12 protein-coding genes are annotated in these 14119 nt (G+C 57.3%); 5 read left to right on the plus strand and 7 right to left on the minus strand.

Annotated features, from left to right (window positions below; genetic code table 11):
• Window positions 1–74: 74 nt before the first annotated feature.
• A complete protein-coding gene (locus tag ACWKXT_RS03670; RefSeq protein WP_454526871.1) occupies window positions 75–1766 on the plus strand; it encodes a methyl-accepting chemotaxis protein in 1692 nt (563 codons plus the stop codon).
• 76 nt (window positions 1767–1842) lie between these two features.
• Here ACWKXT_RS03670 and ACWKXT_RS03675 read toward each other — a convergent pair whose 3' ends face one another.
• The 4 genes from ACWKXT_RS03675 to ACWKXT_RS03690 form a co-directional block, all read right to left on the minus strand.
• Complete coding sequence (locus ACWKXT_RS03675; RefSeq protein ID WP_454531685.1) at window positions 1843–4224, minus strand: glucose/quinate/shikimate family membrane-bound PQQ-dependent dehydrogenase; 2382 nt, start codon at window positions 4222–4224, stop codon at window positions 1843–1845.
• Window positions 4225–4933: 709 nt separating this feature from the next.
• Window positions 4934–5857: a LysR substrate-binding domain-containing protein gene (locus tag ACWKXT_RS03680; protein WP_080327142.1), complete on the minus strand. Its 924-nt coding sequence runs from the start codon at window positions 5855–5857 to the stop codon at window positions 4934–4936.
• 182 nt (window positions 5858–6039) lie between these two features.
• Window positions 6040–6924, minus strand: coding sequence for an SDR family oxidoreductase (locus ACWKXT_RS03685; RefSeq protein WP_454526869.1), 885 nt, complete (start codon window positions 6922–6924; stop codon window positions 6040–6042).
• Between the two features lie 64 nt (window positions 6925–6988).
• Window positions 6989–7378 carry a YdeI family stress tolerance OB fold protein gene (locus ACWKXT_RS03690; protein ID WP_080327140.1) on the minus strand — a complete coding sequence of 130 codons (390 nt, stop codon included), beginning with the start codon at window positions 7376–7378 and terminating at the stop codon, window positions 6989–6991.
• Window positions 7379–7516: 138 nt separating this feature from the next.
• Here ACWKXT_RS03690 and ACWKXT_RS03695 point away from each other — a divergent pair, with 138 nt between their 5' ends.
• Genes ACWKXT_RS03695 through ACWKXT_RS03710 form a run of 4 tightly spaced genes read left to right on the plus strand, consistent with a single transcriptional unit; the run spans window position 7517 to window position 10010 of the window.
• Window positions 7517–8020, plus strand: coding sequence for a hypothetical protein (locus ACWKXT_RS03695; RefSeq protein ID WP_454531686.1), 504 nt, complete (start codon window positions 7517–7519; stop codon window positions 8018–8020).
• A 9-nt stretch (window positions 8021–8029) separates the two neighbouring features.
• Window positions 8030–8476, plus strand: a complete 447-nt coding sequence (locus tag ACWKXT_RS03700; RefSeq protein ID WP_454526867.1) for a DUF421 domain-containing protein — start codon at window positions 8030–8032, stop codon at window positions 8474–8476.
• Window positions 8477–8487: 11 nt separating this feature from the next.
• Window positions 8488–9006, plus strand: coding sequence for a 2-oxo-tetronate isomerase (locus ACWKXT_RS03705; protein WP_454531687.1), 519 nt, complete (start codon window positions 8488–8490; stop codon window positions 9004–9006).
• A gap of 17 nt (window positions 9007–9023) precedes the next feature.
• Window positions 9024–10010 (plus strand): SDR family oxidoreductase, encoded by a 987-nt coding sequence (locus ACWKXT_RS03710; RefSeq protein WP_454526865.1) that lies wholly within the window; start codon window positions 9024–9026, stop codon window positions 10008–10010.
• On the opposite strand, the gene ACWKXT_RS03715 is transcribed toward ACWKXT_RS03710, so the two are convergent.
• From ACWKXT_RS03715 to ACWKXT_RS03725, 3 genes are read right to left on the minus strand one after another with little or no spacing between them, the layout of a single operon-like run.
• Window positions 10011–11636, minus strand: a complete 1626-nt coding sequence (locus ACWKXT_RS03715; protein ID WP_454526864.1) for an alpha-amylase family protein — start codon at window positions 11634–11636, stop codon at window positions 10011–10013.
• A gap of 8 nt (window positions 11637–11644) precedes the next feature.
• Window positions 11645–12655 (minus strand): cytochrome d ubiquinol oxidase subunit II, encoded by a 1011-nt coding sequence (gene cydB, locus ACWKXT_RS03720; protein ID WP_454526863.1) that lies wholly within the window; start codon window positions 12653–12655, stop codon window positions 11645–11647.
• A complete protein-coding gene (locus tag ACWKXT_RS03725) occupies window positions 12655–14058 on the minus strand; it encodes a cytochrome ubiquinol oxidase subunit I (RefSeq protein ID WP_454531688.1) in 1404 nt (467 codons plus the stop codon). Before ACWKXT_RS03725 ends, cydB begins: the two co-directional genes overlap by 1 nt.
• Between the last annotated feature and the right edge of the window lie 61 nt (window positions 14059–14119).

The raw sequence follows: 14119 nt of genomic DNA on the forward strand, positions 1-14119 counted from the left end.
TAAATCCCCACCGTGCCGATGACTATCTAACAGGCGTGTTTTTACGCATCTTACCTATAAGAGAGTCGACGGTCATGGACAACACTACTTCGATGCAGGCGCAGCGCAAGCTGAGCTTCCTGCATCACATCAGGCTGGTTCCGCTGTTTTCCTCCATTCTCGGTGGCATTATTCTTCTGTTCGCCTTGAGCTCGGGTCTGGCAGGATATTTCCTGCTGCAGGCCGATAACGATCAGCAGGATGTCACGTCCGAAATTCAGGTGCGTATGGGGCTGTCCAACAGTTCAAACCATCTGCGCACCGCGCGTATCAATATGATCCACGCCGGGGCGGCAAGCCGTATCGCGGAGATGGATGCCATGAAGCAGAACATTCGCGAGGCGGAAACGCGCATTAAGCAGTCACAGGATAGCTTTACCGCCTATATGAATCGAACCGTGCGCAGCGCTGCGGACGAAGCGCTGGATGCGGACCTGAAAGCACGCTATGACGCCTATATTGCCGGTCTGCAGCCGATGGTCAAATTTGCCAAAAACGGCATGTTCGAGGCCATCATCAACCACGAAAACGAAACCGCGCGCCCGCTGGATGACGCCTATAATGCGGTTCTGCTGAAAGCGATTAAGATCCGCACCGACCGCGCGAACGCCCTGACGGCGCAGGCACATAGCCGCACGCAGCTGGGCCTGATGTTTATGGTCGGCGCGTTTGCGCTGGCGCTGGTGCTGACGGCGCTGACCTTTATTGTGCTGCGCCGGACGGTCATTAATCCGCTCCAGCGTGCCGCCACCCGCATCGAGAATATCGCGAAGGGCGATTTAACGATGCCTGACGATGCGACGAGCCGCAGCGAAATTGGCCGCCTGACGCGTGACCTGCAAACCATGCAGCACTCTCTGGAGACCACAGTGGGTACCGTGCGTCAGGGGGCAGAAGAGATCTACCGTGGAACCAGCGAAATTTCTGCCGGTAACACCGATCTCTCTTCGCGCACCGAGCAGCAGGCTGCCGCCATTGAGCAAACCGCCGCCAGCATGGAGCAGTTGACCGCGACGGTGAAACAGAACGCCGATAACGCCCATCATGCCAGCAAGCTGGCGGAAGATGCCTCCGGGAAAGCCAGCCGCGGCGGCCAGATGGTCTCCGGCGTGGTCAAAACCATGGGCAATATCTCCAGCAGTTCGAAGAAAATCTCTGAGATTACCGCGGTGATTAACAGCATCGCCTTCCAGACCAATATCCTGGCGCTTAACGCGGCGGTAGAAGCGGCGCGCGCGGGCGAGCAGGGTCGCGGGTTTGCCGTGGTGGCGAGCGAAGTGCGTACCCTGGCAAGCCGCAGCGCCAACGCGGCAAAAGAGATTGAAAGCCTGATCAACGAATCGGTATCGCTGATTGATCAGGGCTCCGGTGAGGTCGTTGCCGCAGGCAACACCATGAATGAAATCGTCGAAGCGGTGAAGCGCGTCACTGACATCATGCTGGAGATCGCCGCCGCGTCTGACGAGCAGAGCCGCGGTATCGTGCAGGTGAGCCAGGCCATTTCTGAGATGGATAAAGTGACGCAGCAGAACGCCTCGCTGGTGGAAGAGGCTTCCGCTGCGGCGGCGTCGCTGGAAGAACAGGGCGCACGACTGACCGAGGCGGTTGGCGCGTTTCGTCTGAACGGCACGAAGACTGGCCGCGCGGTCGCGTCTGCGCCAGTGGCAATGAGCACGCCGCTGCGTCCGGCGGCGACGGTTTCGGGGGATAACTGGGAGACGTTCTGAGTCGCCAGCCGTGTCGGGTGGCGCTTCGCTTACCCGATCTACAAAAAAGGGACCTTTCGGTCCCTTTTTTCATCCGTTACTGCTTATCGGGTAACGCATACGCGATAACGTAATCACCGCGATCCGGCGACTGGCGAGCGCCCCCGGCGTTAATGATGATGTACTGTTTACCGGTTTTCGGCGAAACGTAGGTCATCGGGCCGGACTGGCTGCCGACCGGCAGACGGTCCTTCCAGATCTCTTTCCCGGTGGCGGTATCAAACGCGCGCAGGTAGAAATCCTGGGTGCCGGCAAAGAACAGCAGGCCGGACTGGGTTGAGAGCGATGCGCCCAGCGTCGGCATCCCGATGGGGATTGGCATGTGCATACGAATGCCCAGCGGACCGGTATCTTCCACGGTACCAACCGGTACCTGCCACACCAGCTTGCCGGTTTTCAGGTCAACGGCAGACATGGTTCCGAACGGCGGTTTCTGGCACGGAATGCCCAGCGGTGACAGGAAACGTTCGCGCATCGCGCCGAACGGCGTGCCGTCCATCGGTACGATACCCATCTCGATGCCGCTGGCGTTTTTCGCCACGTTAGCACGCGGAACCATATAGTTTGCCAGCCCCAGACGCATATCATTGACGAACATCAGGCTGTTGTTCGGGTCAACGGAGACGCTGCCCCAGTTCATCCCGCCGAGAGAGCCGGGGAACTGCAGGGAACGGTCGAGACCCGGCGGGGTAAAGACGCCCTGATGACGCATCTCTTTAAACTGAATGCGGCACAGCAGCAGGTCAACAGGCGTCGCCCCCCACATGTCGGATTCGGTCAGCGTCTGGTTGCCAATCATCGGCATGCCCACGGAATACGGCTGGGTCGGGGAGTAGCGTTCGCCTTCAACGTTACCCGCCGGGACAGGACGTTCTTCTACCTTCGCCACCGGCTTGCCGGTTTCGCGGTTAAGCATAAAGATCATGCCCTGCTTGCTGGTCTGCACCAGCACCGGCGTGGTGCCGCCTTTGCCGTCAGGCAGGTCGTACAGCAGCGGCTGGGAAGGCAGGTCAAAGTCCCACAGGTCGTGGTGGGTGGTCTGGAAATGCCAGCGCACCTGACCGGTAGTCGCGTCCACAGCGACGATGGAGGAGCTGTATTTATCGTCCAGCGCGGTACGTTCGCCCGCCCAGAAGTCCGGGGTGGCGTTACCGGTTGGCAGATAGATCAGGTTCAGCTTTGCATCGTAAGACATCGCAGACCAGACGTTCGGTGTACCGCGCGTGTAGGTCTGGCCTTCCGGCGGCAGACCGGTCAGGTTCGGATTACCCGGGTCCCACGCCCAGGCCAGTTTACCGGTGTGCACGTCGTATGCGCGCACCACGCCCGGCGGTTCGCCAGTGGAGAAGTTATCCGCGACGCGACCGCCGACGACAACGACATTCCCGGCCACCAGCGGCGTGGAGGTCTGCTGATAATAACCCGGCTTGATCTCGCCCATGCCGATGCTCAGATCAACGGTGCCATGGTCACCGAAGTCTTCGCAAACCTTGCCGTTATCCGCATTGATGGCAATCAGTCGGGCGTCGGTGGTTGGCAGGAACAGACGGCGAGGGCAGGCCGCAGGCTGTGTCTCGGTCTGTGACGTTGTCACGCTGGAGCGATCTTCAAAATAGCCCAGGCCACGGCAGCGCTGCCAGTTAGGCGCCGTTGCTTTGGAATCATAACGCCATTTTTCTTTCCCTGAATCCACGTCCAGCGCCAGCACTTTACTGTACGGGGTGCAGACATACAGCGTGTCGCCAATCTGCAATGGGGTGTTCTGATCTTCCGCACCGGAGCCGTTGCTCTGCGGAATATCACCGGTGTGCGCCACCCACGCGACTTTCAGGTCACTGACGTTTTGCTTGTTAATTTGATCCAGTGCGGCGAAGCGGTCGCCGTGCGTGGTGTTGCCCCAGTGTTCCCAGTTTTTCTGCTGCTCGCCGGGTAAGACGGGTTTCACCGGAACGGGCTCGTTCGCCGCCACCAGGGTTTGCGGCTTAAACATCCACCCCAGGCTGACCAGCATCGCCACCGCCAGAACGGCCGCAACGGTAAAAGCCGGGGCTTTATTCGCAGCGTTGTGGTTTGCCGCGCGCAGGAAAGGCCAGACGATGGCGCAGAGAAAGGCCAGCACGGCAAAAGTAAAGAGGCGTGAGAAGAGCGGCCAGAAATCCCAGCCCGCATCGCTTACCGCCCAGAACAGCGAGGCGATAAACGCGATACTGTAGAGCACGATCCCGCTGCTGCGATTGAAGAAAATCAGGAGCGCGGCAACCACCATGATCGCGCCCATTATCAGGAAGTAAACACTTCCGCCTACGGTGACGAGCTTAAAGCCCAGTCCGCCGACTGCCAGACCGATGATCAACATCAGTCCGGCAAGGAGCCACTGCAGGATACGCGGTATCCCACGTGGCGCGCAGCCAAATGCCATTTCTGTCTCCTTAAGATCCCCCCGTCGTGCTGGGTGTGTACCAGTTGGGTAATAATGTCGGGGATTACAATGATTAATACGGGTGAATTCGGAGTTGTAAAATGATTTACGAACCATTTGGTGAATTCGACGCTATGATAAAACTGTTAAATTGTTTTACGCAATTGTTAATGAATGATTTCGCATTAAATGATTAGGGCGCAGGAAATGAGGTCGGATGGAACAGTTTGCTCGCCCTATCGGGGCTGCAGGATCCCCTTGTAATTTCTCAACATGAAGCGATGAATGTTGCCTCAGAAAAATGAATGGCTTATAGCGACGCCCTGGTCCGGCTGTAAATCGCTGAGGCGTTTCCTGCAGGCCGGGGCGAGGCGCAGGGATGCGCCGAGAGGGCGGGCTTTACAGGGATGTTACCTCCGCCCGTCCCCGATAAGCCGGAAGGAATAAGCCGAAGGGACCGCGAAGCGGCGATTTACCGCCGGGAGCCCGGGTCGCCAGGGTGGTGGCGACTGAGCCACCCTGGCACGTTCACAGGCCATGTGGTTACAGAGTAGCAAGGAAAATAAAGTGAACGGAATGGCCACCAGAGCCGTATGTTCCCCCTCACCCCAGCCCTCTCCCTCCAGGGAGAGGGGGCCGTCTGTGCATGCATTATTTTATGGCGAACCCTCAGCCTTTCAGAAAGGGTTAGGGTGAAGGGAGAAAAGTGTCAGACCGGCATTGATTTACGGATAGCGCTCAGCAGCGTCTGCGCGCCCGTTGAGAGTGGCGCGTCAACCCGAGTCAAAATGCCGATGGGTTCACCGGCACCAGGAGAAGTGATTGGCAGGGCGGTCAGCGTGCCCTGGCGTAAATCATCTTTTACCGCCCCCGAGGGGACAAACCAGACGTAGTCATAATCCAGCGTGAGCTGGCGTGATAAGGAGGCCGAAAGCGTTTCGATACAGCCGGAAGGCAGCGTGCAACCTTGCATCTGCAGCAGCGCTTCCGCCGTCTGACGCGGGACGGTGCCTTTCGGGCAGACCACCACCGGCCATTCCATCACGCGGCTTAACGTCACGGTGTCCTGCAGCAGCGGGTGATCGGGACGAACCACCAGCTTCAGAGATTCCAGGAACAACAGTTCGTAATTAAGACCGCCCATCAGTTCAGGGTCGGACATTCGACCGATACCGAGATCCAGTTCGCCGGATTTCAGCCCCGCGAGCAGCATGGTGTTATTCATGGTGGCAACCTGAATTGTGGTATGCCGCTGCTGCTTGTGGAACTGGCCGATAACGGGCGGCAGAATGCCCAGCGCCGCGGTTGGCAGGGCACCCACGCGCACCACCTCGCTGGATTGCTCTTCTTTTCGATGCAGGGACTGGCCTGCGGTATTGAGGGCATCCAGCACCTTAACGGCGTGGGTGAGGAACTGTTCGCCGACCAGGGTGAGCTGAGCGCCCAGTCGACCGCGATCGAACAGCCGGGCGCCGGTCAGTTGTTCCAGCTCGTTCAGCGTTTTCGAGAGAGCAGGCTGGCTCAGGTTGAGAGTTTCAGCCGCGCGCCCCAGCGTTCCCTGTTGAGCGACGGCCACAAATGTATGCAAATGGCGCAAGCGTATGCGCTGACTGAACAGACCATTTTTTTCCATAGGCGATGTTAAAAACAGAGCGATGCGGGTGACAAGCTAAGTTGTTTAATTTTGATAACCTGATAGCAAAATATTTTTAACATTCGATCTGTTTGAGTTACAACATATTTTTTGGGAGGGGCGATAAGCGAACGTCCTTGTTCATTTATTGCTCATTGCGAAGGGTTAAATAGCAAACTGACTTAGATTACGCCGTCACCGCCGTCAGAACACCAGACCTGACCGGAGGTGAAGGAACACTCATCCGAGGCCAGCGTGACGTACAGTGGAGCGATCTCCACGGGCTGGCCCGGGCGCCCCAGCGGGGTATCGCCGCCGAACTCCTTCACTTTCTCCATTGGCTGGCCGCCGCTGGACTGCAGCACCGTCCAGTAAGGGCCGGGCGCAACCGCATTCACGCGAATGCCTTTCGGCCCCAGCTGTTTGGCTAAAGATTTGGTAAACACGGCCAGGCACGCTTTCGTCTGGGCGTAGTCCAGCAGTACGGGGCTGGGCTTCACCGCCTGCACGGAAGAAGTATTAATGATAACGGACGACGCTTTCAGATGGCGCAGGGCCGCCTTGGTGATCCAGAACGGAGCGTAAACGTTGGTTTTAAACGTCGCGTCAAAGTCTTCGGTGGTCAGCTCTTCCAGGGACTCCCGGTACTGCTGGCGACCGGCGTTATTGACCAGAATATCAAGCCCGCCGAGTTGCGACACGGCTTCCTCGACCAGATTCTGACAGAAGGTTTCGTCCCGGACATCCCCCGGCAGCGCGATGGCCTTACGGCCTTCCGCTTTGATCAGGTCGATGACTTCTGCGGCATCTTTTTCTTCTTCAGGCAGATAGTTGATGGCAACATCCGCGCCTTCACGGGCATAGGCGATCGCGACCGCGCGGCCAATACCGGAGTCCCCACCGGTGATCAGCGCTTTTTTACCGGCAAGACGGCCATGTCCTTTATAGCTTGTTTCGCCATGGTCAGGGACGGGTTGCATTTCAGATGCCAGTCCCGGTGGCGTTTGCGGCTGTTCCGGGAAAGGGGGCTGCGGGTAAGCGTTCGTACGTTGTGTAGTATCACTCATAGCTGACTCCTTAAGCCAAGGGGTGAGATTTGATGGATAATTGCAGCGTTAACGCTTCGCAGAGTTATTTCTGCATATGATCAACACGCACGACGGCAGGGGATGATTTTTTATCAAGCGAACCGTTGATGCTGATCATCTGGTCGGGTTTGACCGTTCTGCCGTCGAAAACTGCCTGGGGAATAATAACGTCGATTTTTCCGGTTTTATCCTGAAATACAAACTTATCGCCGCTACCATCAATTAGATTACCGCGTAATGAAATAGTCGCACCGTCGTGCATTTGTTTTGCCTGATCGATGGTCATAATACGCGCGTCGTCGGTTCCGCGATATCCGCTGTCAAGGGCGTGCGGTGGCGGCGGTGCTTCACCTTTTTGTAACCCGCCGTTATTATCTGCCCATGCGGCCGGAACCAGAAATATCAAAAAAGCGGAAATAAGTGATAATTTCATCTGATATCCTTCATTTTAAGTGTCTTGACTTATTAAGTATTGTTGCTATTCCTTTATGTGGCAAATGTGATAAGTCCTAAAAACATTCGCGTTAGAAATCAAAAATATCGGATAATAAGCGAAACGGTGACGATGGCCATGAAACGTGAAAATGAAAACTTACCCGGGATAGATGAAAGTTATCGCCTGCTGAGGTTTGAATATGCATTTCGTCAGGTGGGTTTTATCGTGCTTCTGGCTATTATTATCGCAGCCGTTGCCGGTCTCTTTTCCAGCGGTATGGTTAGCGATACGGCTAAAACGAATACCGCTAAATCTCTGACTGTTAACTATGAACGCTTTGGCAGACGGGAGACCGAGACCCGAATGCAGTTCGCGTTTCCGGTGAAGGCCGAGGGGATGAATACCTTAAGCATCACCAGCGAGAGCAGCGATGCGTATGAGCCGGGCAGCGTCTGGCCGCAGCCAGATAAAATGTATAGCCACGAAAAAACGCTTTTTTTGGTCTATAACGACCTGAAAAAGTCTGACAGCTTCTCCGTGTTGTTCTTCACGACGCCTTCCAGAGCCGGTAAATGGAACACTGTCATCCGCGTCAACAACGAGCCGGAGGTTAACGTCTGGCAGTTTATTTACCCGTAGGAGCCTGATATGGATATGGTCTTTCGTGCGCTGGCGATTTATCTGTTCCTCGTGGTGGTATTTAAAGTAGCCGGGCGACGCGCGCTGCTGCAGATGACCAGCTTTGATCTCATTCTGCTTTTAATTATTAGTGAAGCGACGCAGCAGGCGCTGCTGGGGCAGGATTTTTCCGTCACCGGCGCGATGATTACGATTACCACACTGGTGGTGGTTGACATTATTTTTGGTCTGATGAAGAAATATTTTTCTCCGGTGGAGAATATTCTTGACGGCACGCCTGTCATTCTTGTTGAGAACGGTGTGCCTTTAGCAGATAAACTTAAAAAAGTCGATGTCTCCTGCGATGACATTCTGGTTTCGGCCCGGCAGAATAATGGCATTACAAAAATGGGTGATATTAAATATGCCATACTTGAGCGCAATGGCCATATTTCAATCATTCCTTTCGAGAAATAAGAGGCGGCAAGATGAGCAATCTTTTTCACGACCGAAATTATACCGTCAGTGAACTGACTAAAAAACTGGCGAGTAAATTAACCGATGCCGGGCTGCGACTGACGACGGCGGAGTCTTGCACGGGCGGCAAGCTCTCGGTGGCGCTCTGCGCAGAAGAGAACACCGCCGATTTTTACGATGTCGGGCTGGTGGTATTCAGCGACGAAGCAAAAGAGCGGATCCTCAACGTGCGCCCTGAAACGCTGGCGCGGTATACCGCGGTCAGTGAGCAGACGGTGACCGAGATGGCCGCCAGTATTCGTGACATTGAGCAGGCAGATATCAGCATCGCCATTAGCGGCTACGCCGGGCCCGAAGGCGGTGACGACGGCACGGCGGCGGGAACGGTCTGTTTTGCGTGGAATATAGGCGGTGAGACGGAAACCCGCACCGTCCTTTTCTCCGGAGACTGTCAGGATGTGGTGGAAAAAGCGGTGCAGTTTGCACTGGCTGAACTGGTGACAAAATTGTCGGACAGCAAAATTGAGTGAACTCATGCGGAGGTTCTATGGCAGTTGTAGTCATTACCGGCGGGACGGCAGGCGTGGGAAAGGCCACGGCGCTGCACTTTGCGAAAGCTGGATACCACGTGGGGATCATTGCCCGTGATGAAGCCAGCCTGCACTCCACTCAGGAAGAGTTACGCCGCTTTGGCGTCAATGCGCACGCCGTGCAGGCGGACGTGGCCGACAGCCAGGCGGTGGTGGATGCCGCGAACGAGATCGAGTACCGTCTCGGGGCGATTGATGTGTGGGTCAACAATGCCATGGGGGCCGTGCTGGCGCCGTTTCGCACCCTTACTCCGGACGAATTTCGCCGCGTGACCGAGGTGACCTACCTCGGCTTTGTCAACGGCACCCGCGCCGCGCTGGAGCTGATGGTACCGCGCGACAGGGGCGTGATTATTCAGGTGGGCTCCGCGCTGGCCTACCGCTCCATTCCTTTGCAGTCAGCCTACTGCGGGGCCAAAGCGGCGATACGTGGGTTTACCGACGCGGTGCGTACCGAGCTGATGCATGAGAACAGCCGGGTGCAGCTTTCCATGGTGCAGATGCCGGGGCTCAATACCCCCCAGTTCGAATGGGCAAGGAATAAGTTCGCCTGGGCGATGCGCCCGGTGCCGCCGGTCTTTGAGCCTGAAGTTGCCGCCAGCGCCATTTTTAAGGTTGCACAGAAACCAGTGCGTGAACTGTGGGTGGGAAGCAGCACTATCCAGTCGATAGTCGGGCAGTTTCTCTTCCCGGGCTTTCTCGATCGGTTGATGGTGAAAAAGGCGTGGGAAGGGCAGATGACCGACGAACTGAACGCGCCAGATCGCCGGGACTATCTCGACCAGCCGATTAACGACCTGCATAAAATTCACGGACGTTTTACTGACGAAGCGAAAACGCGTGCGCCGTCCGTTACCTCCGGCATGCCGGGCAAGGTGGCGCTGGGCGCCCTCGCGGTAGCGGGAGTGATGCTGACGCGGCTATTGTCCCGCCGGAAAGGGTAATCACCGCAGCGCGCTACGGTGGGTCCAGAACCAGCGGTAACCGTAGCCGCTGAGATTCAGCTCGACGGTTTTGCCGCACACCAGCGCGTCGTCGTAGCGTTTATCCGCGAGGCAGGCGGTCCAGGTGGCGTTGCGGATCCCTCTGGCGCTGAACGTCACCGGCTGGTCGCTAAAGTTAACGAACGTCAGGATGCTGCGCTCGTCGGTCTCGTAATAGATCCCCAGCACCGCGTCATGATCGAGGGTGATGAGACGAAAGGGCGCCACGGCAATTTCGGGAAACTCCGAGCGGGTATTGGCAATATCGATAATCCGGTGCAGAAGCGAGTTGCGGTGGAGCAGCGAATCGGCGACGTTGATTTTCTGATAGCGGTAAGGGCCGTGGTCGATAATCGGCGCGATAAATTTTTCAGGATCGGCTGCGGAAAAACCGCCGCCCTGTGAGGCCGCCCACTGCATCGGGGTGCGAACGGCATAGCGCTCTTCCAGCGCCAGGTCGTCACCCATGCCGATTTCATCGCCGTAGCGCATCACCGGCACGCCGGGCAGAGAGAAAAGCACCGCATGGCAAAACGCCAGTCGTTTTGGATCGCCATTGAGCATCGGCGCCAGGCGGCGGCGGATCCCGCGCTGATAGACGTTCATCTCCTCGTCAGGGGCGAAGGTGTCGAGGACAAACTGTTTATCTTTGTTGCTAATTCCCTCGAGATCCAGCTCGTCGTGGTTGCGCAGCCAGTTGGCAAAACAGCAGGAATCAGGCGGGACGATCATCTTTTTCACCGCGTTGCGCAGCGGACGGGCGCTTTTTCTGGCCAGGCTGACGTAGAAATACTTGTTGAGCCAGAAGTTGAGTACCAGATGCAGGCGGTCGTTATTGCCGAAATAGTCTTTATAAACCTCAACGTCTACGTCGACTTCGCCGAGCAGGATGGCGTCCGGATTACGCTGTTCGATAAGACGGCGCATATGCTCCAGGATCCACAGCCCCTTTTTTTCGTCACCGTTGCCCGCCTGCTTCGTAAGGTGTGATGCGGCATCCAGGCGAAATCCCGATACTCCGAGCTTGAGCCAGAAGAGGATGATATTCTCAATCTCTTTAAGCACCGCGGGCGAGGTCAGGTTCAGATCCGGCTCGTGGCGGTAGAACATGTGCCGGTAATATTGTCCCGCCTCGTCATCCCAGCTCCAGACGCTTTTTTCCACGCCGGGGAACATGGGGGGCGTATCGTCATCGTCGCTGTCCGACCAGATATAGTAATCGCGGTAGGGCGAAGCGGGGTTGCGACGAGCCTGCTGGAACCAGGGATGGGCGTCCGAGGTGTGCTGGATCAGCAGCTCAATAATGACCTGCATGCCCAGCTCCCGGGCCTGTTCGATAAAGGCGATGATATCGGCCAGCTTTCCGAAGCGGGGATCCACCTGCAGATGGTCGCTGACGTCATAGCCCTCATCCAGAAAGGGCGTGAGGTAAAACGGGGTGATCCAGATAACCGTCGCCCCCATGCGGCGAATATAGCGCAGCTTGGCCGCGATCCCGGCGATGTCCCCGCAGCCATCGCCGTTCATATCGTAAAAAAGCGCGGTATCAATCTGGTAAATAATGGCCCGTGTATGCCAGTCCGTCATAGCGTTCCTCAGTGATAGCCTTCAGTATCCGAAACTTTTCCCCGGAAGACGTAGTAGCTCCAGGCGGTGTACACCAGAATCACCGGTATGATCAGCAGCGTCCCGACCAGCATAAACAGCTGGCTGGCAGGTGGTGCAGCGGCTTCCCACAGGGTGATGTCCGGCGGAATGATGTTTGGCCACAGGCTAATACCGAGCCCGCTAAACCCGAGGAAGATCAGCCCCAGCGTCAGCAGGAAGGGGCGCGCGTGGCTGGTTGGGTTGCGGGTCAGGCGCCAGATCAGCACGCTGAACAGGCCCACCAGCAGCGGAACCGGCAGGAACCAGAAGAAGTTGGGGAAGGTGAACCAGCGGTCGGCGACGTACTGCCAGCCGAGCGGCGTCCAGATGCTCACCACCGCGATGACCACCATCAGCGCCAGCAACACGTGGCGGGTCAGCTCGCGCATGCGGTTTTGCAGCGCGCCTTCACTTTTCATGATGAGCCAGGTGGTGCCCAGCAGCGTATAGGCGACGACCAGCCCGATACCGCAGAAGAGGTTGAAGGGGGTCAGCCAGTCCAGCGCGGAGCCGACGAAACGGCGGCCCTCAACATCAAAGCCGTTGATCACCGCCCCGACGACGATCCCCTGGCTGAAGGTGGCGAGCAGGGAGCCGCCGGCGAAGGAGTAGTCCCAGAATTTACGGTGCGAAGGCGTCGCTTTAAAGCGGAACTCAAAGGCGACGCCGCGGAAGATAAGGCCGATCAGCATGGCGGTGAGGGGGATGGTGAGCGCATCAATAATGACCGCATAGGCCAGCGGAAACGCGCCGAACAGCCCCGCGCCGCCGAGCACCAGCCAGGTCTCGTTGCCGTCCCAGACGGGTGCCACGCTGTTAACCATCACATCGCGCTCTTTCGCATCGCCCACGAAGTTAAACAGCAGGCCGATACCCAAATCAAAGCCATCCATAATGATGTACATCAGCGTGGCAAATACGATGATGGCAAACCAGATAACAGAGATATCGACGCCCATCAGTTTCTCTCCTGTTCCGGAACAGACTCGGCGGCAGACAACGGACGCGCGGGGGTGCCCGCGGTGTTTGACGTCAGCGTCTCGACGGGCTGCGGCCCTTTCTTAATCAGCCGGATAAGGTATACATAGCCCACGCCGAACACCGACGAGTAAACGACGAAGAACGCCAGCAGGCTGATGCTCATCTGCAGGGTACTGTGCAGCGATACCGCGTCAATCGTGCGCAGATAGCCGTAAACCACCCACGGCTGGCGGCCCACCTCGGTGGTGACCCAGCCTGCAAGCAGCGCCAGCAGACCCGCAGGCCCCATGCAGAGGGCAAACCACTGGAACGGGCGCGAGCGGTAAAGCCGGTGGCGATAGCGTAGCCAGAGGCTGATCAGACCGAGGCCGATCATCAGCAGACCCATGCCAACCATGATGCGGAAAGACCAGAAGACGATAGTTGAATTTGGACGATCTTCTTTCGGGAACTCTTTCAGCGCCGGAACCTGCTTGTCCAGGCTGTGCGTCAGGATAAGGCTGCCGAGCGCGGGGATCTCCAGGCCGTATTTTGTGCGCTCTTCGTCCATATCCGGCAGGCCAAACAGCAGGAGCGGCGTGGCCTCGCCTGGCGGATTTTCCCAGTGTCCTTCAATGGCGGCAATTTTGGCTGGCTGGTGCTCAAGCGTATTCAGACCGTGCATGTCACCCACGACAGCCTGAATGGGGGCAACCAGCAGCGCCATCCACATCGCCATTGAGAACATGGTCCGTACGGCGGGGGTATCATTGCCGCGCAGCAGATGCCATGCGCCTGACGCGCCGACAAACAGCGCGCTGCTCAGAAACGCGGCGATGGCCATATGAATAAGCCGGTAAGGGAAGGAGGGGTTAAAGATAATCGCCAGCCAATCCTGCGGAATGACCTGTCCATTTTCAATGGTGAAACCCTGCGGGGTATGCATCCAGCTGTTAGAGGCGAGGATCCAGAAGGTCGACATCAGCGTGCCGAGCGCCACCATGCAGGTTGAGAAGAAGTGCAGCCCCGGCCCCACCTTGTTCCAGCCGAACATCATCACGCCAAGAAAACCGGCCTCAAGGAAGAAGGCGGTTAATACCTCGTAGGTCAGCAGCGGGCCGGTGATGCTCCCTGCGAACTGTGAAAACCCGCTCCAGTTGGTACCAAACTGATACGCCATGACCAGCCCGGAAACGACCCCCATGCCGAAGTTCACGGCAAATATCTTGAGCCAGAAGTGGTACAGCGAGCGCCAGACGTCGTTTTTGGTGCGCAGCCACATGCCTTCGAGCACGACCAGATAGCTGGCAAGACCGATGGTGATCGCCGGGAAAAGAATATGAAACGAGACGGTAAAAGCGAACTGAATTCTGGCGAGATGGAATGCATCAAGTTCGAACATGGTCCGTACCTCTGAAGCGATGGGGCACGAGAATTGCCGGGCAGTTCAGGCTGCCCGGCAA

It is taken from the genome of Enterobacter sp. UPMP701 (assembly GCF_053709515.1).